Origin of the sequence: Pedobacter sp. MC2016-15 (genome assembly GCF_026239695.1) — a bacterium.
Taxonomy (GTDB): Bacteria; Bacteroidota; Bacteroidia; order Sphingobacteriales; family Sphingobacteriaceae; genus Pedobacter.
The window spans coordinates 64,758-88,990 of record NZ_JAPIVS010000008.1 but is presented as its reverse complement, the minus strand read 5'-3'; the positions used below and the strand labels follow the sequence as shown (position 1 = coordinate 88,990).

At 43.0% G+C, this 24,233-nt stretch carries 17 protein-coding genes; 3 read left to right on the top strand and 14 right to left on the bottom strand.

Annotated features, from left to right (window positions below):
- Positions 1–20: 20 nt before the first annotated feature.
- Positions 21–1,613, bottom strand: a complete 1,593-nt coding sequence (locus tag OQY15_RS20270) for an FAD-dependent oxidoreductase (protein ID WP_265793795.1) — start codon at positions 1,611–1,613, stop codon at positions 21–23.
- Positions 1,614–1,954: 341 nt separating this feature from the next.
- On the opposite strand from OQY15_RS20270, the gene OQY15_RS20265 reads away from it, so the two are divergent.
- Positions 1,955–2,227 (top strand): UBP-type zinc finger domain-containing protein, encoded by a 273-nt coding sequence (locus OQY15_RS20265; protein ID WP_265793793.1) that lies wholly within the window; start codon positions 1,955–1,957, stop codon positions 2,225–2,227.
- A 51-nt stretch (positions 2,228–2,278) separates the two neighbouring features.
- On the opposite strand, the gene OQY15_RS20260 is transcribed toward OQY15_RS20265, so the two are convergent.
- The 8 genes from OQY15_RS20260 to OQY15_RS20225 form a co-directional block, all read right to left on the bottom strand.
- The gene (locus tag OQY15_RS20260) at positions 2,279–3,190 is read right to left on the bottom strand and encodes a PorP/SprF family type IX secretion system membrane protein (RefSeq protein WP_265793792.1); all 912 of its coding nucleotides are present in this window, start codon (positions 3,188–3,190) and stop codon (positions 2,279–2,281) included.
- Between the two features lie 5 nt (positions 3,191–3,195).
- Positions 3,196–7,950: an MBG domain-containing protein gene (locus OQY15_RS20255; RefSeq protein WP_265793791.1), complete on the bottom strand. Its 4,755-nt coding sequence runs from the start codon at positions 7,948–7,950 to the stop codon at positions 3,196–3,198.
- Between the two features lie 44 nt (positions 7,951–7,994).
- Positions 7,995–8,711, bottom strand: coding sequence for a hypothetical protein (locus OQY15_RS20250; RefSeq protein WP_265793789.1), 717 nt, complete (start codon positions 8,709–8,711; stop codon positions 7,995–7,997).
- 79 nt (positions 8,712–8,790) lie between these two features.
- Positions 8,791–10,176, bottom strand: coding sequence for a hypothetical protein (locus tag OQY15_RS20245; protein WP_265793787.1), 1,386 nt, complete (start codon positions 10,174–10,176; stop codon positions 8,791–8,793).
- Between the two features lie 126 nt (positions 10,177–10,302).
- Complete coding sequence (locus OQY15_RS20240; RefSeq protein ID WP_265793786.1) at positions 10,303–13,344, bottom strand: TonB-dependent receptor; 3,042 nt, start codon at positions 13,342–13,344, stop codon at positions 10,303–10,305.
- Positions 13,345–13,645: 301 nt separating this feature from the next.
- Positions 13,646–14,539 carry a FecR domain-containing protein gene (locus OQY15_RS20235; RefSeq protein WP_265793785.1) on the bottom strand — a complete coding sequence of 298 codons (894 nt, stop codon included), beginning with the start codon at positions 14,537–14,539 and terminating at the stop codon, positions 13,646–13,648.
- 81 nt (positions 14,540–14,620) lie between these two features.
- Positions 14,621–15,220: a sigma-70 family RNA polymerase sigma factor gene (locus OQY15_RS20230; protein WP_265793784.1), complete on the bottom strand. Its 600-nt coding sequence runs from the start codon at positions 15,218–15,220 to the stop codon at positions 14,621–14,623.
- A gap of 81 nt (positions 15,221–15,301) precedes the next feature.
- On the bottom strand, positions 15,302–16,669 hold the full coding sequence (locus tag OQY15_RS20225; RefSeq protein ID WP_265793783.1) for a S41 family peptidase: 1,368 nt from the start codon (positions 16,667–16,669) through the stop codon (positions 15,302–15,304).
- 111 nt (positions 16,670–16,780) lie between these two features.
- On the opposite strand from OQY15_RS20225, the gene OQY15_RS20220 reads away from it, so the two are divergent.
- Positions 16,781–17,953, top strand: a complete 1,173-nt coding sequence (locus OQY15_RS20220; RefSeq protein WP_265793782.1) for a heparan-alpha-glucosaminide N-acetyltransferase domain-containing protein — start codon at positions 16,781–16,783, stop codon at positions 17,951–17,953.
- Between the two features lie 12 nt (positions 17,954–17,965).
- Entirely contained in the window at positions 17,966–18,403 is a 438-nt protein-coding gene (gene msrB, locus OQY15_RS20215) for a peptide-methionine (R)-S-oxide reductase MsrB (protein ID WP_265793780.1), read from the top strand.
- 10 nt (positions 18,404–18,413) lie between these two features.
- Here the strand turns inward: msrB and OQY15_RS20210 are convergent, their stop codons facing one another.
- The 5 genes from OQY15_RS20210 to OQY15_RS20190 all read right to left on the bottom strand — a co-directional run bounded on the left by OQY15_RS20210 (position 18,414) and on the right by OQY15_RS20190 (position 24,069).
- Positions 18,414–20,702: a GAF domain-containing protein gene (locus tag OQY15_RS20210; RefSeq protein WP_265793778.1), complete on the bottom strand. Its 2,289-nt coding sequence runs from the start codon at positions 20,700–20,702 to the stop codon at positions 18,414–18,416.
- 76 nt (positions 20,703–20,778) lie between these two features.
- Positions 20,779–21,255, bottom strand: a complete 477-nt coding sequence (locus tag OQY15_RS20205; RefSeq protein WP_265793777.1) for a histidine kinase dimerization/phospho-acceptor domain-containing protein — start codon at positions 21,253–21,255, stop codon at positions 20,779–20,781.
- Positions 21,252–21,866: a hypothetical protein gene (locus OQY15_RS20200; RefSeq protein WP_265793776.1), complete on the bottom strand. Its 615-nt coding sequence runs from the start codon at positions 21,864–21,866 to the stop codon at positions 21,252–21,254. Before OQY15_RS20200 ends, OQY15_RS20205 begins: the two co-directional genes overlap by 4 nt.
- A 17-nt stretch (positions 21,867–21,883) precedes the next feature.
- Positions 21,884–22,975, bottom strand: a complete 1,092-nt coding sequence (locus OQY15_RS20195; RefSeq protein ID WP_265793775.1) for a family 10 glycosylhydrolase — start codon at positions 22,973–22,975, stop codon at positions 21,884–21,886.
- Positions 22,975–24,069, bottom strand: a complete 1,095-nt coding sequence (locus tag OQY15_RS20190; protein ID WP_265793774.1) for a carbohydrate-binding family 9-like protein — start codon at positions 24,067–24,069, stop codon at positions 22,975–22,977. The genes OQY15_RS20195 and OQY15_RS20190 overlap by 1 nt, the downstream gene beginning before the upstream one ends.
- Positions 24,070–24,233 lie beyond the last annotated feature (164 nt).

Here is a 24,233-nt window from a genome sequence, read left to right as displayed (position 1 = left end):
GGTTGAGAGTTTAAAGTAATTTATCCTTTGGTTGATTTGGTAGGGTATGCGATTTGTGCCTCTGTTATCCGGCCATAAATACTTGCCACGACACTTCTCGCCGATTCAAATGCTCCGGCCATCCAGGCGTTCAGGTAGGTCAGATGCTCGCCCGCAAAATAAATATGACCATCAGGTTTAGATAAAGCGGGGTAAGCATTTTTACGCGTTTCACTGGTGTAAACAGCCCAGCCTCCCATATTGTATTTCGTTTTATGCCAGCTCACTGAGAATGACCGCTCAAACTCCTGATCGTACTGCGGATGAATAAGTCTTCCCTTTTGCAAAGCCAGCTTTTCACGGTCGGCATAACTGAGTTCAGCCACCTGCTGCGCCTTCTCGTTAAAATTATAATATCCTATCAGGATACCTTTCTTATCCAGATAGTCATTTGAAGGATAAAATATTTGGGTAAGCTCGTTATTGGTATGGGTGATGCCGCCATAAATATGCTCATCCTCTTCCCAGAAACGACGTTTAAACTGCAGCCCGATCTTGCCCGTCTGATTATAGGCGATATAATCAATAGCCCTGCTCACATCAGATGAGAAATTCGTATCAAGATTACTTAACACAGGTAATGGAATGGTGCAGATACAAAGGTCGGCTTGCATTTCCTGAGTACCAGCCTGATCCTTATAGGTTATTTTTACACCCTCAGTTACATTATGAATTTGGGTAACCTCCGCTCCCTTTTTGATCATGGGGGCAATCTTTTTTTCCAATGCCGTGGCGATCCTGTCCATGCCGCCAACTGCCTGAAACATGGTCATCTGCAGTTCATGAGTATACTCTGCAACATTGTAAAAATCCGGATCCATTAAGCCCGAATGCAGAATATCTGCTAGTTTATGTGGATCAGCAATCCTTCCCGGCTTATCGCCTGCTCCAGGCGATTCAATATAACCCCTGCGTGCTGATGCTTTATACAACTTATCTGCATCAAGCCCCCCTTCGGCCATCAGGTATTCTATAACCTTCTGACTATCTTCTTTGGTAAAAGGAGCATCCAGATTTCCATGATCCATACTTTTAGCCAGCATTTCTGCCATATAACCTCTGACATCATTGTGAACCTCACGGTTACGGACTTTTTTGTTGGACAAAGTCCCCTTGCCTTCTGCAAAAAAATAGGCACTCTCATTCACGTTGTTGTATACCTGGATGGGAACACCCAGTTCTTTACAATAGTGAAGAGTAAGTTCATGATTATGCGGAATGCGCGATGGTCCCGCATTAAAATAAAGTCCTTCATCAAATCTGGCAGTGACTGGAGGACGGTCGGTTTCTGTATGACTGGAATTATTTCTGATGCTCCAGCATCTACCTCCTGTTCTTTCTCTTGCTTCGAGTACTGTGCACTGATATCCTAACTTATTGAGCTCATAGGCAGCAGTCATTCCGGCTAATCCGGCACCTAAGATGATTACCTTTTTTCCGTTTGGTTTTCTTTCAAGATCAAATGCGTGAGCTGGTACTGTTTTCATTAAGCCTAAGGCCAGCATTGCAGGATAAGCACTGCCCGCGAGCATAGTGCTTTTACTGAGAAAATCGCGTCTGGTTAAAGATTTCAAAATATCTGAGAGTTATTCTTATAAATTTAGCTAAAAATAAATTTATAATATCACAATATTGATAATTTGATCTATTTAAGTGACAAAACAACGCAAATAATACAAAATTCCGTTACTTATTGATATTATAATCAAAAAATAAACAAAATTCAACAATAAAATCCTACAAACAATTCAATAACAGCAGAATTTCACTGGTCAAATGAAGAAAAACATATGTTTACGCGTTTTTATCCATATGTCACCGTTGAATAAAAATTCCGGAGTGGTTCCGTTTAAGTGGTAATTTATATTGGAAACAAATGCTATTGCTGTATATTTATAAGACAAATCGATAAATTATGAGTGATCAAAACCTATGCTCTCACCTGAGTTCAATTACTTCCGTTCAGCTTAGTAATGAGAATGTCTGTGAAGAATGTGTAAAAACAGGCTCTCTTTGGGTACACTTACGTACATGTCAGACCTGTGGAGTTACTTTATGCTGTGATCAGAGTCCTCAGACTCATATGACAAAGCATTTCAGAAAGACCCAGCATCCCGTGATTGCCTCAGCACAACCGGGAGAAAGATGGTTGTGGTGTTACATTGACGAAGAAATGGTAGAATATTAAGCATTAGCTAATGCTGTCTGATGACAACATTAGCTAATCGCTATACTTATATTATAGCAGCTTTGGCAGGATATTCGTTTTGCCGAAACGGAAGCCTACTGACACTTCATGCGAACCGTTGCTCACTCTTCCAATATTATCATTTCCAAATCCGGTCTGATAACTGTAGCCTATCCTGATATTATTGTTCAGGGTTACAGATAATATGCCGGCAATCTCATCCGTTGTTCTATAGTTTGCTCCAATCCCAAATCTGTCTTTTAAATACACCGTTGCAGAAACGTCTGCCTGGGTATCAAAGGCACGGCTGTAGGAGACCATTGTTGCCGGTTTCAGTTTAACATCCTCATGTAAAGTAAACAGATAAGCCCCACTAAAATAATAGGTATTGCTATAGTTACGGCGGTCTTCTGCTGATGCACTGCCCAGACTACGGATACTCAGGCGTGGAATGGAAGCACCAATGTAATATTTTTCAGGGCTATATAACATCAATCCCAATCCTACAGTCCCTACGGTTTCCCGGATATCATCCCTGAAACTTGGGTCATTTCCATCGACTTCAGAGTAGGTGGCCCTGTAATTTCTGAATCCCGCATTAAATGAAGCTGCAAAGAAATTACTTTCAGACAGCTGTACTGCCTTTGCAAAAAATGCAGAAACTTCCGTCAGTTTTTCAATATTAAACTTATCATAAGTAACTGACAAGCCCCCTGCACCATTGATGCTTTCAATGGGCAAACTACCATTCAACTGAAAAGTATAGGGCGCCCCCTCGATGCCTGCCCACTGTTTTCTGCTGTTCATGTTGACGGACCCGGCTTTATCCAATAGTGAATAGGTGGAGTTAAAAGGAACCTGGTTATCTGAATATTGTGTATATGAAGTGGCCTGCTGTGCCCGGCCGACCATATTGATCATGAGCATAACACCAGTAAGCAGCGCCGATTTAAATAGTTTCATTTGAATTAGTATTTAAGAATAAAATAACCTGTTTTACGTTTCACCTTGCTGTCGTCATTATATTCCACCAATGCGAAATATGTACCCTGAGGCAGCAGTGTTCCAGACTTAGACTTACCCGTAAACACGTTCTGATCATTATCATAATTCTCGATATCAAATACTTTGATACCAGTCCGGTTAATAATCGTTACCTTATTCAGGGGATAATCTTTGATACCGTCAATAGTGAGGAAATCATTCAGTCCATCTCCATTGAGGGATAATGCAGGATGAACTTTGAGCACATCCCCATCAGCATCGGTAATGACCACCTGGCGGACTACGATTTTTGCTGCCGCATACTGGTTATTCCCGGCCTGTGTTGCAGATACCTCCACGCTGCCAATGCGCATAGCTTTGATCTCTCCATTGGTTAATGTCAGACGAGAGGGTTCAGAAACAGTAAATGTTACCGGCAATCCTGAACTTGCTGTTGCTTTGAGTGTATAGGTACCATTTGTTTTCAGCGCCGGAATACTTTCAAAGGTGATAGTCTGATTTACTTTATTCACTACCAACAGCTGACTGGCAGTTGGTTTACTTGAATAGCTGATATTATCCGGAGCGGTAGCAGTAATCGTCACATTACCTGCAGCGATGACATGGATTTTATTGTCTACAATAGATGCTACTGCAGCATCGGAACTTGTAAAGACAGGTGTTTCGCCGCTGCTCAATGTTACCACAGGTACAAAATCAGGGTCTCCTACGGATTTTACCGGCAAGGCATTCATGACCAGTGTTCTTGTTGTGGAAACTATATTTAAGATACCATTTATATAGGTGAAGGAATAGTTCTCATCTGCTCCTCCAGAAAGTGTAATGGGGTAAGTACCCGCCGGAGAATCTGTCACCGCCGTAACAGTAGCCAGAGGTGCAATCTGAATTACAGATTCATTTTCTGCATTTACAAATCCGCTGTACCTAAAGGTAAAAACAGGGTTCTCCAGACCAAAAGCTCTCGACTTATTATCTGCACTAACAGTCAGCGTCGCTTTATTTACTGTCAGTACACCTGCTTCATACACCAGATTATAATTCTGTGCAGAAGCTGCAGTACCTGTAATCGGGTAGGTTCCTGCTGATGATAAAGGTGTGGCGGCAGTAGTCAGGATTGCCTGAGCAGAAAGTGCTGTAGATACGGTTTCGCCGTTGACAAAGCCCTCATATGAAGCAGTCAGTGCAGGATTAGCCTGACCATAAGTCTTCGACTTGCTGTCTGCCCTGACAATAAGCGTTCTTTTGGTGACAATTAAAGGTTTCGTCACTGTCAAGGCAACAAAATCACTTGTCCCCGGAAAAGTCGCACTGATATTGGCAGTACCGGCTGAGATAATTTTTACTCTTCCATTTTCAATGATGGCGACGTTCAGATTATCTGAACTGAATGTTGGCAGCAAACCTGTTTCTGAAGAAGCTCCAGGGGTAAAAGGTGCCTCTCCATAAGCTACAGCTGGCAGGTCATTATAGACAATAGTCTGAACTCCTTTTACAAATAACTGCCCATCGGTATAGTTGATTGCATAGTTAGGTGATGTGGCACCGGTTACTGTTATCGGATAAACTCCCTTCACCGAACTCTGTATAGCGGTTGTACTGCCTATTGGAGCTGTAGTCAGCCCGGATGCCAGATCTCCGTTTACAAAACCAGTATAAGTAAAGGTAAATACCGGATTGGGTTGGCCCTGCGCCCTTTCAAGATCATTTGCTTTAATATTCAGTGAGGCTGGCGTTACCGATAGTATACCATTGGTATAGGAAACAGCATAGTTGGTGGTATTTGCTATGCCTGTCACAGTAATTGGATATAGCTCAACCTTCGAAGCCTCCGTAGCAGTCGTTGCCAGTGCTGTCTGCAGGTTCAGGCTTGCAGGGTCATCCTGCGCGGCAAGTCCCGCATAACTTAATGTGAATTCCGGGTTTGCCTGCCCGTATAATTTAGTTTTGTCCTCAGCTTTTACCATTAAGGCCGCCGGGGTGATTGTCAATACACCAGGCAGGTAAGTAAACTGATAATTTGCGGCGGTCGCACCTGATGCAGTGATTGCATATTTCGCCACTGATGAGGCTGCTGTAGCAGTTGTAGATACATTGGGTTTATTGGTAAAGACGAAATCAGATTCCCCATTGACCAGGCCATCGTATCTTACCGTCAATTCAGGATTCTGCTGCGCATAAATTCTTGTCTGCGCATCCGGCGTAACAGTCACCATTTTCTGATCAATGGTCAGCTGTGCTACCGCCGTTTCTCCGGGACCAAAGTTTGCCGTAATCGTTGTGCTGCCTGCTTTCAGGATATGAACAATACCAGCACTTTGTATCGCGATAGTCGGGTCTGCGATGGTATAGGTAGGCGTAATTCCGGACAAACTTCTGGCACCCGGGTTAAAATCCGCATCACCATAAACCTTATGTAAATTTGCAAAAGCGACGTTACCCTCGCTGAGCTTTCCATTAACATAGGTGATGGTATAGTTAGCAGCACTGAGTCCCGAAGGAACGATCAGGAAATTGGCAACATCAGCCTGCTTGTTAAATGAAAGATTACCACTGAGGCTGGCCGGACCTTCATTATTGACAAAACCTTCATAACGCACCGTAAAAGCAGGATCCGCTTCACCTGTAAGTTTGGCTTTATCTTCTGCAATCACTGTTAGCGGAGCCCTTGCCACGCTAATATGCTGTACAGCAGACCCCGCAGCATATTCGGCATCTTCAGCCTGTGATGCTGTAATATCAGCTTCACCCGCACCTTTAATACTTACTGCCCATTCCCCAAGTGCATTCTTTTCTACGGTTGCCAAATTGGCATCACTTGTGGCAAAGGTAATCTCGTTCGGAGAATTACTACTCGCCTGAAAAGGCAAAGCCTGGGAACCATATGTTGCCGCAGGTGGAAAGTTTGTAAAGCTGATGATCTGATCGATTTTTGCTACAATAGTTAAGCTTCCCCTGACAGGATTGAAAGTATATTTCTCTGAGGTCATTCCAAAGACATCCACAGCGATGTCGTACACTCCCGGCCTTGTGCTGGCATCTGCCATAATGGTTAGCACGGGAGTTCCGGTCACAGCACTTACATCGTCATTACCTTTGAAGGGGCCGAAGACATAAGTAGCAACGGGATTTTGAGCCCCCTGTGTTTTTGTCTTGTTTTCAGCGATCACATCTAGGCTGGCTTTTGCAATGCTGAGGCTGGTTGTAACTTCTGGTGCAGGAGAATAAACAGCATTTCCAGCCTGCGTAGCCCTGATCACAACAGTACCTGCTTTTTTAAACACCACCTGATTACCTTCAGTTATCTCTGCGATTGCCGGATTATCAGAAGTATAAACAACAGCATTACCACTTGCTCCGCCGGTAGCGGACAACACTAAATTGGGATCACCATACGTTGCTGCGTAGGTAGGTAAAAGTCCACTGATCGCCTGTGGCGCTCCCTCCACGGCGATGCTTTTCGTAGCTGTTCCCGGACTGGTACTGGCATTTCCCGGTTCAGTAACCGTAATTACAGCTGTTCCTGCGCCCACAATTTTTACATTGCTGCCAGTAATTTCAAGTATTCCAGCAGGAGCAGCAGTGTATTGAAAGGCAGTTAAACCTGCTGTACTGCTTGCAGACAACGTAAAATCAGGATCCCCTACCTTAAATGTCGCAGGGAAGGTATTTGTAAAAGTTACCGTTTGCGAAGATAATACGGGTGCTAACGTTACTTTCGAACCATCAATCACGATCGCCTCCAGCCCGTCTGTACCAGAACCTAGTTTTATATTTACTGTAGAAACTGTTTGCCCCTGATGTAAACCATCAGGCCATGAACCATCTTCCGAAGTGTTGTATCCAACCACTTCTCCGGTTTCGAGGCTACGCTGTTCGATACGACGGATACCCTTTGCATCTGTATTATAGATCATAGATCCCCAGGTACGGTCGCCACCATTCACCTGATCGAAGTAAAAAGGAGCATAACCTATAGTCCCACCTTCAGCTCTGGTACTTGTAACACCGTCATCCTCAAGGAATGTCCCCGAAACCGGGCGGCCCGTACCTTCTTTATTATCATATAAAAAAACAAGATTTGTTGCTTTACCGCCAGCGACGCTCGTGCTTCTGATTGCTGTACCATATGAATTTTCAGCTAATCCATCATTTGCATCTCCCTGAATGGATGTTACAATCAGGGGCTGATCAGCAGGAGAATGGACAACAGTAGCAATTGCACCAAGGTTTGCGGTATTTTCAGGATCATTTAAATTTATCCGGAGTAATACTGCAGAACCCACTGCGCGACCAGCAACTGTTTCCTGGATAAACCAACCCTCATATGCTCCGGTAGCATCTGTTTTGAATTCTCCATAATCAGAAATCAGCGTCCCCGCCGGAGGACCATTACTGCTTGTGTTCGACGGAGGTCTATAATAATTTTTAGACGGGAAAGCCGGATCGGTCACTGCGTTCTCTGGCGGCAGGAGATAAACATAAGTAAGTGCCCTGGCTGAAGTCGTGGTAGCCACTGCAATTTTATTATTGTACCTATAGGTAAGGTTTGGTTTTAAACCTGCTATTTTTGCCCTGTAAACATAGGGAATGCCACCCCGCCCCTGAGCAGCACCACCCTCAATATATTTTGGGAAGATAATCATCTGCATTTCCATGTTCGTCTGACCGAATACTGAAATGCTGAAAAGAGTTAAGAAAAAAAGTAGAATATTTTTCATTTGAAAATTTTTTGTACGTTAATTGACTAAGGATTAAGCATAATCTATTTGCTCATCAAAATGGTCGATGCATTATTGACACCGATATAGATGAGAAATACGGAACTTGTCAATAGGTTTCCCGGACCGACCGGAAATGTCACCGAAGAAGTAGCTATCACATTCTGATTGAGGTCCTTTACCGTGATTTTTATGAGTTCCGTCGAGCCCACTATCTGACCTTTTCCTATCAGAACTTTTTGGAAGGATGAAAATGATCTGGAAACATTCAGGAATTCACCAGCCTGTATTTCCCTTGCTATGCCATTTACATAGGTGATGGTGCTCAGGACAATATTGACTTTGTCAGGTAAGGCGTAATTTAAATTGGCAAGGCTGAATTTTACTGAACCCGAATCTGGCAAACTCTCATGTTCCAATCCGTTGAACTGCCTGTCCAGAATTTTGAGCTGATCCCTATCCCCGGGTTTGAATACATAGTAGTTTGTCACCACAAATGGTTTGACATTGAGCATGGTATCCAATAGTAAAACCTCATTATTATAAAATCTGAACCGGTTTTTACCCGATACTAAGTTCACATTACTACCTGGCAGCAGAGCTTTCTGATCATCGCCGGCAATAGCATCTATTTTTTCGAAAGTGAAATGTGTTAACAATAAACCACCAAATGCTGGCTCGTCTACCGGACTTCCCTTAGAGCAGGAAAACAAAATGCAGCAGACGAGAAGACATAGTGTTAGGTATAAATTTATTCTCATAATGCACGAATAAGGAATAGCAGTCCTCAAATGAGGACAAGCTATTCCTGTATAAAATTTCTAAATTACTTTTGACTGATTAGTCATAACTTTCCTGGAAATTGAAATTCAACCATCCTGAATTCCAGTTTGATAGGTTTGAAACAATCACTGCACCTTTTGTATTATCCGTTCTGGCCAGTAAGTTCCGTACAGTATACGTTCCGCGTACTGCTGACGAATAGAACGGACTCAATGGATTAGCCGTAGTACCACCAAGGTCTATAAATGAGGTAGCATCGGCAGCTGTTGACAAACTGTTTGATGTTGGTAAAGTGGTAGCGGAAGCCACTGTGTAACCATGAAGCTTGTTATTTACAAATCCTGTTGCACTGGCGGCTGGTCCTCCGGCTTCAAATTCAGCACCTGTATTGTAACCGGCAATGATCGAGTTGCTGATTGAAAGGTCAGTATTTCTTCTCCAGCGATTTCCGGAACGAAGACTTGTAGTTTGCGCAGCATATCCAAGCAAAGTAAAGTTTGAATAGACAGGTTTTGTCCTTGGAGGGGCCGATGAACCCGTTCCGTCGTTATCAGATTCGATACCGTTAGAATCTGATACAGTACCACTTGAACTATGTGTAGATGAAGGATCTTTCAACCCAAATGCATACTGAATGCTGCCGCTGTAACCGAAATCAGTATCAAAATCATCATCATCATTTCCAACTGCAGCCAGGTAACTTGCATTTACTGTACCACCGAAGAATTCAAAGGCATCGTCAGCACCCCATGAAACCTGAACGTGATCCAATTGTGTATCTGATCCTACTCCACCCAGCGTCAGACCGTTGATTTCGTTATTCTCTGCCAGTTTATAACCAGCGTACTCGATACGTACATACCTGAATCTTCCTGAGTTATCAGCAGGGATTGAACCACCATAAGTAATATCGACACCTAAAGAAATTCCATTGGCATCATACCTTGGTAAACCTTCAATAATCTGATCCGTTGGTTTGTTTGTAGTTGACTCACCCAGGATGATTACACCACCAAAATCACCTGCTACACGTGAACCGATGTCATTTGGCGTAGTAAATACAATTGGCTGTGTAGGCGTACCCACTGCATCAATTGTCGCATCTTTTGTGATTACCAAAACTCCTGCAATTGCATTGATAACTGATGTTGCAGGATCAACTTTGTAGTTTACAGTTTCTCCACGGGTGATTACGGTGCCTGGTTTGATGGTTAGTTTTGCTCCGCCAGTTACATAAACTACGCCATTTAATTTGTAAACTTTACCAGGACTTAATGTTCTGCTTGCAGTAATGTTTCCGGTGATTACTGAGTCTGCTCCGTCAAAGGGCCCGCCAGCTCCGTTTGAACGATCAAAATTCCCGTCAGCGCCTTTCTTACATCCTGCTACTGCAAATGCGGCAATTGCTACAATCGCCAGTGCTTGTTTTGTGAATTGTTTCATTGTTTTTTAATTGGTTTATGGTTTTTGTTATATCATAAATTTAATAGAACAATATTTAATTTAATATACATTTATGTTAATTTAATATTAATTTTTATCTAACAATCAGACGTTTACCTTAAATACTTAGAATTTATAAGTAAAAGCCATACTTACGTTAGTGCCGTAGTTAATCCTGTAGCTAATATAATCTCCCTCTTCCTTTTTGTATTTATCAGACTTTCCCGGTTTTAAGGTGGTCACCCCTCCAGAACCTCCACCATCATATCCTTCCCAATTCTGATAATAGAAACTTTTAGCATTTAAAAGATTGGCGATATTGAGTTTCAACTCAGCTTTTTGCTTAAAAATCCTGGTAAACAACTGCAAATCCACCAGATTTCGTCCCATTTCGTATTCGACCTGGCTTGGTGAATTATGAACGGTATAGGTGCGGTACCCAGATCTGTTATAAACCAGATTCAATCCATACTGCTCTCTGGAATAAGTGATACCGGCGTTTACAATCCAGGGTGACTGGCCGAAAAGCGGTCTTTTAAATTTACCCTCCTGCACTATAGGCTTATCTGGAGTACCCGTGTAGACTAATGCATTAACCTTTGATCTGATGATGGTACCATTTCCAAAAATCGTTAAATATTTAAGCCAGGACAGGTCAGAAATAAAGGCCAGTGATTTTCGGACTTCCATTTCAAGACCATAGTTTGTGGCCGACTTCTGATTCTGAAATGCATAACGGTCTACAATTCCCTCCTGAAGAAAAACGAGTTCTATTGGTTTATCAAATCTTTTATAAAATCCTGAAATAGAAATGATCTCCCCAGGTGTCGGATACCATTCATATCTTATATCCGTATTTTTGATGAGCGTACTTATCACATTTGCTCCCTGAATCGTTGCGTCGAGCACAGGATCATACAAGTTAAAATTCGAAGTTTCCCTGAAATCAGGCCTAACGACGGTAGCTGCATACGAGGCCCTGAGATTCATATTTTCCGTGATGCTATAAGTTGCATTTACCGAAGGCAAATAATTCTTCCGTACATCCTTGTTAGTCCCCGCTATAGAATCCGGATTAGCATAATACAAGTTAGCCAGATTGTAGGATTCCATTCTAACCCCATATACTAGCCTGATTTTCTTAAAAAAATGTTGATCAAGCATCGCATAAGCACTATTCGATGTTGCCACACCATCGAATTGGGAACCACTGTTTCCGGGTATATAGTAAAATATTTGTCCTGGTCCTGTTCCGACTTTGTCAGGCCGCAAACTGTATTCATAGGGGCCCACAGGAATTACCGCCCTATCTGTACTGTATATTTCTGCCGTGGTATTTTTTAGCTTACGCTTTTTATTAAAGCCGCTATAACCGATTTTGAACAGGATTTTATCATTTAAAACGTCAAAGCTCCTTGATAGATTAGCCCCCCAATTGTAATCTTTTTCTTTGGTATCCATATAAAGACGGTAATCTGCATCTCCATCCATGGCGGAAGGATTATTCACAACATGACGCTGAAAGTATTGAATACCATTAATTTTTCCTGAGCCCCTCGCTTTGGATCTGCGCCGGTCATCTATTGTCTGCCTGACACTCGTATAGGAGGCATTCCAGGAAAATTTGATACCACTTTCGCCAATATTATGCTCAGCCTCCAATTTGTGTTGTAAAATGGTGGTGCTTTCCGGAGACTGTAGGTTAAACTTTATTCTGAAGTCAGGCGAAGTATTACTTAGGTTATCAGGATCTGCACTTTCATAAGTATAGTTGTCATTTTTGTAAGTATGAGAATACAGGTTCCTGAAACTTAGCTTAAATGCTTTTCCTTGCAGACCAAGATTTAGCAAACCGCTGAGCATAGAGTTGAATTTGTAGATTATTCCGTTCTGACGGTGATTTACACTATCGATATATGTGGGCTGCGCACCGGCCCTTCTACTGATATACTCATTTATTTCCTGACTATTTCGTAAAGTTGCACCACCCACAAAACCAAAATTCAGATTGTTTTTTAGCGGATAGACACGACCAAAGCTGAACCTATAATTTTGGTTGGGCTGGAAACCATATCTGTACATCCTGAATCCCTCCGGATCAAATGTTCTGCTTTGTGCAACAGTATACGCGGGAGCAATAGGGATAGTACTAAAATTCCAGCTTTTCATACCTGGCGCCAGCTTGTGTCCGCTAGCAGGAAAACCAAAAAACTCTGCCCCGCCCCTTTTGCCGGCCTGGATAAAATCTTTTCCTATGGTGTTGGTATTGTAACCTGTGCCGATTTGGAACTGCGTGAAATTCTGTACCGGTACATCTAAAGTATTCACACTAACCTGACCACCGGCAAATTCTGAAGACAGATCCGGCGTCGCTGTTTTGTTTACGACTACACTACTCACAATCTCCGCCGGAATCGCATCAAACGCAAAATTCCGCTGGTTCATCTCCGTACTCGGCTGCGTTACCCCATCAATCTGGGCCTGGTTATAGCGATCGCTCAAACCACGAACTACTACATATCGGTTATCCACCACGTTTAACCCACTGACTCTTTTTAACACCGCCCCTACGTTGTTATCAGGTGTTCGGGCAATTTGGGCCTCAGAAATACCATCGGTGATACCAGCAGCATTTTTTTGTCTTGCATACAATCCAGCTGCTGAAGCACGTTGAAAACCAGACGTAACCACTACTTCCTTCAGCGCATTAGCTGCAGGTTTCATGGAAACATCCAGTTTAGTTACCGCCCCCGGTTTGATTTGCACACCTGTTATTCGCTGGGTTTGGTACGAGACATAGCTAATTTCGAGGGTATAGGTTCCGGGAGGAAGCTCAAGCGTATACGTTCCGTCAAGGGAACTCTGCATGCCCCTGCCCAGCTCCGCAACCCGGATCCCCGCACTTGGAAAATCCTGTGCCTTTTCATCTGTGATTTTGCCGCTGAGTTTGCCCGGCTCCTGCTTTTTTACTGGAATCTTTGCAACCAGCCTTACAGAGATATTCGAATTGAGTATTGAAAAGCTAAGATTTGTTTTTTTCTCCAGATCTTCCAGCACTGCTTTGATTGGGGTGTTTTTGTAACTGATATTCTGCAGCTGCAGCCCACTCATTTGACCGGGATCAAAAAAGAAAGTATATGGAGACTGCCGGTCCAGCTCCTTTAACAACTGCTGCGCATTACAGCTCTTGTAATTTAGAGAGATGTTACCAGACTGAGCAAAACTTTTGGAAAGCTTGTTAATTGATAAAAAAACTATTAAAAAAGTTATAAGTTTTAGATTTTTATTAGGATATACTGCATATTTTTTTTTGGACAGTAAAGATATAATCATACTTTTGGAATGGTTTATTGCGCCTGTGAATCGTAATTTATCATTGTTTTTTGTCGGCTTTGCCGATAATTAAGAGGAGTACTGCCGCCAGCAGTACTCCTTCTTATTTTCAGGTTGTACCTGATCTATTGCTGCCTTATTTCATAATCCGATACCCCTCAGGGATTTTTTTAAACTTTAAATGGTGAGTAAATAGTAATGTATGCAGCACATCTTCGATGGGTTCATTGCTGAACCTGCCACTAATGGCAAAGGATGACAGCTGGTGCTGGTCAAAATGCAAATCAGTATTGTAATAGTCAGCTACCCGAATTAAGGCTTCAGAAAGCGTGGTACCATCAAATTCCAGCGTACCATCTTCCGAATGTGGCTTAACTTCAGTGGTATTCGTAAAAATAGATTTGATACCGGAAAGGCCACTTTGGATATATTGCTGACCAGGATTGAGCAGCACCGGTGCAAAATCTTTATCCCTGCTGCCTATTTGCACCCTTCCTGTAAAAAGGCGTATTTTCTCCACACCATAGTTACGGTAGTTTTCCACTGTGAAGGAAGTACCGAGAACGGTAGTAGATAATTTGGCAGAGAAGACGGTAAATGGTTTGGTTGTATCTTTAGCCACCTGGAAAAAGGCTTTCCCCTTCAAAAGAAATACCCGGCGGTGATGATCGGCGAAAGCAGCAGGATATTTGAAGACAGATCCGGAATTGAGCGTAATGACAGAATGATCCTTCAAGGTAATGATCTTCATGGAACCTACAGGAACCTGTACGACGGTATATGTTGATTGTTGTTTGATATTTTCAGCCTTGCGGTAAGACCAGTAGCCAAAACCGGCAACGAGGAGCAGTGACGCAGCGATCGCGATTCTGCTGAAAAATTTGAATACAGGTTTTTGTACCACAGGCGCAGCGACACTTCCTTCTTCATCCAGATCCGGCATTACCTCCAGGTAATCTTCGTCAAATTCCCCGTTCTCCACCAACTGGAAAAACTCATCCAGCTCTGCTGTATCTAATTCTTTATTCAAAAATCTTTGATAGAGATTCTTTTTATCACTCAACTTCATACTCCTATATACTACTGAGCATCAGGCGTAGGGGGGATCAGTTTAAAAAAAATAATTTACTGCAGCCACAACAGGTATCAGAAGATAAAGATAATCTGCGGCATCCGCGAGTCTGTTCATATCTTTTTTTGCCAGACTCATGTGCTCTTTTACCGTTTCTTTACTGATGGCAAGGACATTGGCCGCTTCGGCGTACGAGAGACCATCGATTTTACAGAGCTCAAACACCTGTTTCCTCTTCAGCGGCATATGCTGTCCAATGATTCCGCGCAATACGCTCAGATCCATAGCGGCGGTCATGACCACATCCTGGTTGGCAGCATCCTGATCAGAAAGATAGCGTCCCCGAAATTCAGATTTCATCTTCTGGTCACTAAGCATTCTCTTCAGCCAGCTGAAAGTTACATTTTTCGTAATCGTAAGCAGGTATGGTTTTACATCACGTTCAGGGTCAAACTGTGCACGTGCTTCCCAAAAGCGGAGAAACACATCGCTGACCAGTTCTTCAGCAGTTTCAGCAGAGCGCGTATGCTTAAAGCAGTACGACTTAATATCCCTGTAATACAGGTTATAGATATGGGCAAAGGCAGTTTCGTCGCCCGCAATGAAATCCAGAATCTTACTTTTAGATAACACAGTCATACACTGCAAATTTAAGTTTGAATATGAAGCAACACATCAACCAAAGATTAAATAAATGTTAACTTAAATGAATACATATTTTTAGTTTTTTGAAATCCTTATTCCGGACCTCCTATCAACTATCTCCCTTGAATCAAATATTAAAGTCCGGGAGTTTACTTCAGAACTCTTCCTTGAAGCGGATATTACTGCTCCTCCCGAGACAACCAAACATTGCCTGATCAGTGGATCACTGAGATCACCGAAAGGTTTGAAGGGCAATACTGAAAGTTCCTCTACCGGTTGATCCGGAACCAGCCCGCTGCTGTAATCACCTTTGCCTGCGGCATTGTACAACTTGAACACCATCGGATAAATCTCCCATTTGGGCACTACCTGGGGATTGCGGTAATCTTTGATCACAAAGCTGGCCATGTCTTTGCCCAAGGTTTTCCCCCCGAGCTGGATGACGTTCAAATAGGGCTTTAAAGCATTAATGGTCAGTTCGGCAGCGGATGCGGTATGGTTTCCGCTAAGGATAAATATCCTGTTAATCCCGAGCCGGTACGCGCTGAGTTGCGCAAAACTTTTCCTGATGCTCTGAGGGAGTCTTGCCAGTTCATCCGCGAAACTCCTTTTCTTTACACCTGCTTTGGAATTGCCCCGGTAATCCACAAAAACATCAGTTTCCCTGGCAGATCCTGCGATCATGGAAGCAAGCGCAGCCGCAACAGGGACACTGCCGCCAGGATTATAGCGAAGATCCAGTATCAGTTCCTGCACCTGCTGCTGCTTAAAATAGCTAAATGACTCCAGTAGCGGATTCAGCGCGGCATCTTCGAAAGAATTCAAAAAAAGGTACCCATAACTCTTCGCTCCGGAATGTAATACTTTATAGAGATAGACAGGCGGTTCGCTGTTTCTAAGTCGCCCGATAGTTAGGGGGGCCGCCCCATCTGCAATTTGCAGTACGGCAGTCCGGCTTTCAATTACCTTTGCTGTCAGTGTACTGATATTTGCCGCTGTTGGAGTAACTCCATCAATAGTTTTAATCATATCTCCCCTGTGCAGACCTTTAACATCGGCATCTGCTCCGGGAACGACAAGACTGACCATTGTGGCTACGGTTCCGTCACCATTCTGCACGCTAATCAGGTCGAAGCCCATCGTATGTACCAGTGAGGGAGGGTAACTCTCCGGAAGGTCAGGATTTACCAGTGCTGAGAAACGATCTGAGTGATCAATGATCTTCTTAAAAAAATCTGCAGGTTTTTGTTTAAATTTAATATAGTCTGGTAAAGCAGCATTCCAGTAATAATAAACCTGCATGCTGTCCAGGACCCAGGAGTTGACGCTTTCGGAAGATCCAGAAGGAAATTCAGGGCGGTGATTTGCCTTGCGGCAGCCCATGCTACCGAGCAGCGAAAGGCCTGCCATCAGCCATCTAAGCACCTGAGAACTTATCTTCATAGAAGTTAATAGTTGGTTGCCTAAAAATATACCACCTATATAAAGTTTATATTAAGATAAAAACATTTAATTTGTAGAAATAATTCATCAGCATTATTTTAATCAGAACTTATGGAAAAGACTACCCGTATCCAATCCATCGATATCCTGAGGGGCCTTGTGATGATCATCATGGCTTTAGACCACACCAGGGACTTCTTTCATATTTCGGCGGCTTCAGCAGATCCGCTTAATCCTGCAACTACACATGCAGGTTTGTACTTCACGAGGTGGATTACCCATTTCTGTGCACCAATATTTATTTTTCTTTCGGGCATCTCAGTCTTCCTCTCCTCACAACAAAAAGACTCCTCGCAGGCAAGTATCTTTATGATCAAAAGAGGCCTGTGGCTCATCTTCGCTGAGATCATCATCATGACCTTTGCACTGACCTTCAATCCTGTTTATTCTTTTATTTTTCTGCTGGTATTCTGGTCTATCGGCTGGAGTATGATCCTGCTGGGCATCTTTAGCAAAATCTCCGGGAAAGTGGTTACCGTCCTGGGTATGCTAATCGTCTTTGGGCATAATCTCCTCGACTTTGCAGATCTCCCTCAGACAGGTACCCCCGCATTTCTCATCAAAATATTTTTTACAGGTGCAGCAACTATTCTACCCCTCTCGCCAACACATCTGATCGGCTTTTTTTACGCCGTACTCCCATGGACGGGTATGATGTTTCTCGGTTATGCTGCCGGTACATGGTATCAAAAAGACTTTAGTGAGATCACAAGAAGGAAATACCTGATCAGGTCAGGCCTGGCATTATGCCTGATTTTTATCATCCTCAGGACAATAAATGTGTATGGCGATCCCGCTCCACATCAGGAATATCCGACGTTCATCCAAAATGTATTTTCCTTTATGAACCTGAGTAAATATCCTCCTTCCCTGTTATTTTTCTGTATGACCATAGGGCCTGCACTCCTGATCCTGGCAGCGCTGGAAAATGTATCCAACAAGGTTACCCGGGTCATAGCTGTTTATGGTAATGTACCCTTCTTTTATTATGTGGCACATTTCTACTACCTCCATTTACTTCTTGCAGTTGCTTTTTTCCTGAGCGGATACCAGGTAAAAGATATTATACAGTCACCCATATTTTTCAAGCCTGCAGGATTTGGTTTTCAGTTGCCGGTAGTTTATGCCATTTGGTTATTTGTTGTAGCTTCGCTGTACCTGCCTTGTTTATGGTTCAAAAGATATAAAACAAAGCATAATCAGTGGTGGTTAAAGTATATATAAAATATATTGATCATGGATACGACACAAAGAGAGAACCCATATTATTCGAGAACAGACGACACCATTCTTCATGTAGACAATTCTGAATGGAAAAAGATCCTGCCGGCAGATCTTTATGCTGTATCAAGGGAGCAGGCTACAGAACGCGCCTTTACCGGTAAATACTGGGATAGTGACGAAATCGGAGATTATTATTGCGCGGTTTGCGGAAATCACCTGTTTAAATCTGATGCAAAGTTTGCCAGCAGCTGCGGATGGCCCAGCTTTTTTGAAGCCATCAAGCCCAACAGTGTGATTTATAAAGAAGACAATACTTACGGCATGCGCCGGATTGAAGTGACCTGTGGTAGGTGCGACTCCCACCTCGGACACATTTTCAATGATGGCCCTGCACCTACCTTTAAAAGATTTTGCATGAATTCTGTATCTCTGGAATTTGAGCCCGGCTAAGAAATTGCGCCTAGTGCGCAATTTTTGCACGTAATGCCTTTAACCCTGAAACACCCTGTAAATCCTCCACCTCAAAGAGCTCCAGCCCCTCCTCCAGAATTTCTTCATCCTGCAGAATCCTCAGATAACGGATATACTCGTCCTCTTCATTGTCGCCGGCATAGACAAGTGTAATTTTACCCGGTGCAGTTATGCGTTCCGCCGTGTCTTTCACATGCGCCTTATCAATACGTTTTTTTACAATCTCAAAACGTGCATTGTAACTGCCATCCACATCAAAACGTTTCTCATCCATCCTGAAACGTATATCTATCTCCGTATTGTAAATGAGAATCAGCGTAGTTACTTCCAAAGGATAGGGTAATCTGTCCTTCAGATCATGATGCGTCTTTTCCATCTCACATAACACCCTGATCTGCCACAAACGCAGCCGGTGGAGCAGCTGAAGGTGAAAGTTCTTCCGCGGAGCGATGGTAGCGCCAAGATAAAGGTTATGCTCTACCCCATCAGTTTTAAACCTTTCATAATAATGAGGAAAGATCGCCTGTGCCTCCACCTGTCTATGGTCTATAACCGCCGCCAGTTTCTCATTGATCGTGGCAATAGTAGTTTCATATTTTCTGCGGTGATGATGAAAGCTTCCCCCTTCTTTTTCATCTTCTGAGAAATAACCATTGATCAGCGGCTTAAGTCTGATGTCTTTCAGCTGGCGAAGGTAGCGCTGAACTTTGTTGACCACATAATTATGGATCAACTGTTCCGTGTTGGCTTTCAGCGGCATGATCAAATCACTCAGGAATGCATTCAGCTGTAGTTCTTCTTCATCAAAAGATTCTTCAGGAGAAATAGTTTTGATCTCATCCAGCAGAGATAATAAACTCTTCAGCTGATGTTGAAGATCATGCTGCACACTCGAGTTGCGTACTTCTGAAGATCCCTTGATATCAACCTGACCATAGAGCGGAAAAACATCCGGGAAGACAATTTCTTCCATCACATCCGGATTCTCCTGACTCATACGGGCAAGTATATGCTCCGCTTCTTCCTGAAATTTCCAATATACACTACTGTGGATGGTCGTATATTTCTCCTGTATCAACGCTTGTACCTGGTTCTGCAAGTCCCCTATCAGCCTGTCGATAGAATCAGTCAGAAAAGGCATTACTATCTGCAGTTTATTGGCATTGATACTGTTGAGTTCTTTTTTTCTCGGAGATACCAGTTCAAGAATCCCCAGTAAGTTATTATTCTTAGTTACAGGAGCGAGAATAAAACTTTCAATATCCTGTGACAATAATTGTGCTGCAAGGCGGCTCTGCAGATTCGCAGCCAGGTAGGCTGTAGCGTCAGAAACTGCGAAAAACTCCTTTCCCCGGATCAGCTCCTGAAAAGAGTTTACACAGAGCACTTCTTCGCTGCAGCTATCTTCATCATCAGAAAGGATAAAACTCTTCATTCTATGGCCAAAGTTCGCTGCTTTAAATATTCCCTTGTAGCGGTTAAATACCGTAAAGCCCACCCTGATATCAGCAATTTTATAGATTGATCTGAAAATTGTTTCCACACTTTGCTGAAAATTGCCGGCATTGAGCACCAGCAGTTTCTCCTTAAATATGGAAACCGCATTTTCGACCGTGACGTCTACCAGCGTAATCAATGAAAACCCCCGCAGCAGCCAGCTTTCTTTGGGAAACTTAGCCCGCCACATGTCGATGTCATCATAATTATCCAGCAGCAAGTCTATCTCCTCCTGACTGATTGGCAAGGCTTTATCCGTTGGTGATATTTCCAGGTTATCGGCATTGTAGAGAATCCTGTAATGTCTGATGATCCCGTCAGCTGTTGGGATATCACAAAACAGGGGTTTAAAAAAATCCAGGTGTGTGCCGTAAAATTCGTTCAGAATGATGCAGCAGCTGAGAATGTATGATTGTGAAGGATCCAGATCCCTGATATTGAGTTCAAAATCAGGCCCTGCAGCAGCCAGGATGCTGGTAAACCTGTCAGTATGATTAAATATATCTTTTCTGTAGGGAAGACTGATTGCCTTGATTTCATTGTTGCGCAATACATCCGGAAAATAATCATGCATCAGACGCCTGATTAAATCCGCATTTTCTGTGATCTGGAGTTCGTTTTTTAGTCCCTCTCTCAGTTCTGGATGTAGGCAGACCTCCTCCAGTAAAGCCCGGGCTTCACCTGCACGCCCGCCCCGCTGATCAGCAGCTACTTTTTCCCATTCAGCTATAACATCATCAAAGGACAGCTGTACTAAAAAAGGGGTATCGAGATAATTCATAGTGGTGGGAAAATCAAATCAATTCAGCAAAGCTAAATTACGGATTATAAAGATGGGGAAAGTAATATTGTTGTAATTAACTCTTTTTCACCGCACTGCGCCCCGATGCTTCAGCATTGATTTCCAGGATAATATCATCCAGATCTACCGCACAGCGATGCAGCAGTTCGAGCAATTCTGATTTTTCCTCTTCACTATCAGAACTTTTCATCAGCTGGGCAAGCGCCAGAATAGAAGCCACCGGCTTACGGATCTCATGAGAGTTTAACCAGGATACGGCTTTCAGCTTTTCATTTTGCAAGCCGATCACGGCTTCACGTTCCTTATGTTGTTCCTTCTGATGGATGAGTTTTTTTTGCTCTTTATCCATCAGCACAAATAGCACCCAGCCTGTACACAGGACGAACAACACTCCTTTACCAACGTTCAGGTAATTCAGCAGACTGCGGGGAATGTGCTCAGACAACCACAAAGCTGCCGTATCGCTTAACACAATCCAGAGTATCCCTATCGCAACATAAATCAAGGGTATTTTATATTTGCCAGTACTCATTCCCGACTGGCAAAAATATCGCTGATCTCGATATTCATTTTAAGTATTTCCTGGATCAGGTCATATAAAACGGCTACATTATTGTCCGAAGTATCCATAAATTCAAACTCTTCCCAGCCTGTGCCGTAAAATCCTTCATCCATAGACTGCTCAGCATCAATCTCCTGGTTTATAATGAGCTTGCATAAAAAGAAGAAAGCATTGGCTGCTGTAAAAGGAAGCTCCATTACAGCAGAAGAGATGTTGTCCTCAATCAGCCCGTCTGCATAGTAGTACAGATCCGCATAGATCTGGTTTGCCAGTTCATGTATTCTTTCATCAGTATAAAGCTCCTCAAGATCAATGGCATACATGATACGAAAGGTATCAATAGCCTGATCGATCAGGGCAATACATTTATTGATTGCCCTGGAAACATCATCATCAGAAGCCAGCAGCAACTGAAAATATAGGCTCACGTCAAAGTCATCCTCTTCCATGGACAGCAATTCGGGCATATCCTTTTCCAACACAGATTTGTATCCGTACTCTGCAAATTTCACTGTAGAAAAACTCAAAATATGAATTACAATAGGGATGATATCCTCCTTCGCATACTTCGTTACAGCCATAGTGCAAAATTATATTTTTAAATATAACTATTATCAGATACAGATTTTAATGATGCCAATATTTCTTCATCAATCTTCCCAAAAAGCGAAATCCCTTTAGCACCATGTTTTAACGCATGCTGCATCCCCTGCTTCAGTTCTTCATTGGACTTAAAATCCGGAAGGTAAAGACCGGCATAAAGAGGGAATTTACCTCCAAGAAAATGTACACCTTCAGCTACGGCATCCCCGATCCATTCCACCGGTTCCTTATAAAACCCGTGATAGATCATCGGACAAACGCCACTCAGGTTCCAGTTGGTCCAGTCCTGACGAACATTTCTGCGTGCTACTTCAGGGGTAGGAAAAACGGCCGCCGTAATTTGTTTTTTATGTTTTGCAGCAACTGCAGCAAGTTTATTGACAATGGTCGTGATGGCATTGTACCGGTACTGTCTCCAGGACAGACTTGCTTCAGGAAAAGCCACACTGTCGAGTGCCTGTCCCCTGAAAGCCTTAAATTTTTCCTTACAGACATCGCAATAGCAATAATCGTACTCAGGCAGTTCTTTAGTTTGTTCAATCTTGTAATTCTCCCAGAGGTTTACGGGTAGGATTACATCGCAGTAACGCACATAATCAAGGTGGATTCCGTCTACGTAATCCTTATCCAATATCTGCTGCACTTCATTTTCAAGATACTGATGTACTTCTGGTTTCGATGGACATAACCAGCGATAATAATCTACATATGGTGGATGAGTAATACAATTCTCCCCCTTGCGGTTTACAGCGTACCATTCAGGATGTGCGGCCATCAGCGACTCAACCCTTCTGTTCATCGTCCACATCCATCGATGTGCTTCTAGCTTCTGCGCTTTTGCTGCACGGAAATGTTTTTCGCTGTCCTCTTCAAAGAAAATTCCGCGTATTCCGGCATCATAATATTTTTTGTACAACACGGCCAGATCTTCTTCCTTATCTTTCAGATCAGGATTCGTCCACACCCAGTGTTTCCACTTTTTCTTTTCTGCTGCGGACAATGCCGCTGCACTTGCTGTCAATGGGAGCACTGTAGCCGCAATTCCGGCCAACAGTCCCGATTTAACAAAATTTCTTCTTGTATTCATTATTTTAATACTTTGACCAGACCCTCCTGATTAATACTGATTACACGTTCTCCACTTGATTTTACAGACAGGTAAAACTGATGATCGGTAGCTTCCATCTCCAGGAGGTTGCTCTTCCCATCAATTGCAAACTCAGGACTAATCCCCAAATCTTTAAATGATCCTGCATATTTGCCGTTTTTTTCCAGATATTCCTGCTGACGATAGTAGGTAAGCCATAAATAGTTACGTTGCTTCTCTGCGTATGGCATCACAAAGTCATTCTGGGAAACGCCATCCGCAGCAGGACTAAAAGTCAGGTATCCCCATCGCTCCGGGTAATGCATGGCAATCAGCCCTTGGGGCGACCATACCCAGTTGTGCTCAGGGAGTCTCTTTCCTGATGCATCAGTATTTCTAACATATTTACCCTTACTCACTGTAGTACCCCACTGCACTCGTGAGAAGTTAATCCTCCAGAAATCTCCCTGTTCCGGACTTTTCTTTACATTGAGCTGTGCATAAGGAATTGCAAGTTCTACCGTCCAACCCTGATCCTTGTCCCCGGGTCTGTTCAGCGTACCCTGTACTTTCACAGCAGAACGTACGCCAGACTCCCAACTGTTCAGCCCTGACCCTCCGTTACGGTAAGCCTTTGGCAGGTACAGATCCCATATGGTATTGATTGCATTCACTTCAATCTCAAAATACTGATGTGTATTATTTACCGGATCTATGAAAATCTCAAAGTCATTATCCTGAAAAACCACTTCATCATGATTCTTCACATATGCCCAAACGTCCGGATCTTTGATCACCGCTGCCACATAGAGATAGTCTTTATCCCAGACCATTTTACACCTTGTTTTGTAATATGGCTCGGGCTGTTTGTCGCCCTCAATATCTGTAAAATCATCTGTCCATGGCACATTGGACCATACGGCATCATTGAGTTCTCCGTCAATAACCGGTGCCTTGGCAGCAAATCCTGCAGAGTAATGTTTTGGTACAGTAAAAAGCGGCTCCAGGCCTTTAAAAGAATCCTGCGCATGGGCAGAACCGCTAAATAATAATGGCAGACAGGCGAGTGATGCAAAAACTGTCGTTTTCATCATATCAGATTTCTTTCTTATCACGTTTCAAATATTTAAAAGGATTTAGCAACGCATTATTCCGGGCATATCATTCGGAATAATGTGGGAAAATTATGAATTTCATAAAATAATCCAACAATTATCTCTAAAATAATACGAGATCGTCAACCCCTTTCATCCATTTT

Coding starts and splice junctions, on each gene's coding strand:
- OQY15_RS20265 (WP_265793793.1), top strand. CDS start 1,955: ATGAGTGATCAAAACCTATGCTCTCACCTGAGTTCAATTACTTCCGTT.
- OQY15_RS20260 (WP_265793792.1), bottom strand. CDS start 3,190: ATGAAACTATTTAAATCGGCGCTGCTTACTGGTGTTATGCTCATGATC.
- OQY15_RS20255 (WP_265793791.1), bottom strand. CDS start 7,950: ATGAAAAATATTCTACTTTTTTTCTTAACTCTTTTCAGCATTTCAGTA.
- OQY15_RS20250 (WP_265793789.1), bottom strand. CDS start 8,711: ATGAGAATAAATTTATACCTAACACTATGTCTTCTCGTCTGCTGCATT.
- OQY15_RS20245 (WP_265793787.1), bottom strand. CDS start 10,176: ATGAAACAATTCACAAAACAAGCACTGGCGATTGTAGCAATTGCCGCA.
- OQY15_RS20230 (WP_265793784.1), bottom strand. CDS start 15,220: ATGACTGTGTTATCTAAAAGTAAGATTCTGGATTTCATTGCGGGCGAC.
- OQY15_RS20225 (WP_265793783.1), bottom strand. CDS start 16,669: ATGAAGATAAGTTCTCAGGTGCTTAGATGGCTGATGGCAGGCCTTTCG.
- OQY15_RS20220 (WP_265793782.1), top strand. CDS start 16,781: ATGGAAAAGACTACCCGTATCCAATCCATCGATATCCTGAGGGGCCTT.
- msrB (WP_265793780.1), top strand. CDS start 17,966: ATGGATACGACACAAAGAGAGAACCCATATTATTCGAGAACAGACGAC.
- OQY15_RS20210 (WP_265793778.1), bottom strand. CDS start 20,702: ATGAATTATCTCGATACCCCTTTTTTAGTACAGCTGTCCTTTGATGAT.
- OQY15_RS20205 (WP_265793777.1), bottom strand. CDS start 21,255: ATGAGTACTGGCAAATATAAAATACCCTTGATTTATGTTGCGATAGGG.
- OQY15_RS20200 (WP_265793776.1), bottom strand. CDS start 21,866: ATGGCTGTAACGAAGTATGCGAAGGAGGATATCATCCCTATTGTAATT.
- OQY15_RS20195 (WP_265793775.1), bottom strand. CDS start 22,975: ATGAATACAAGAAGAAATTTTGTTAAATCGGGACTGTTGGCCGGAATT.
- OQY15_RS20190 (WP_265793774.1), bottom strand. CDS start 24,069: ATGATGAAAACGACAGTTTTTGCATCACTCGCCTGTCTGCCATTATTA.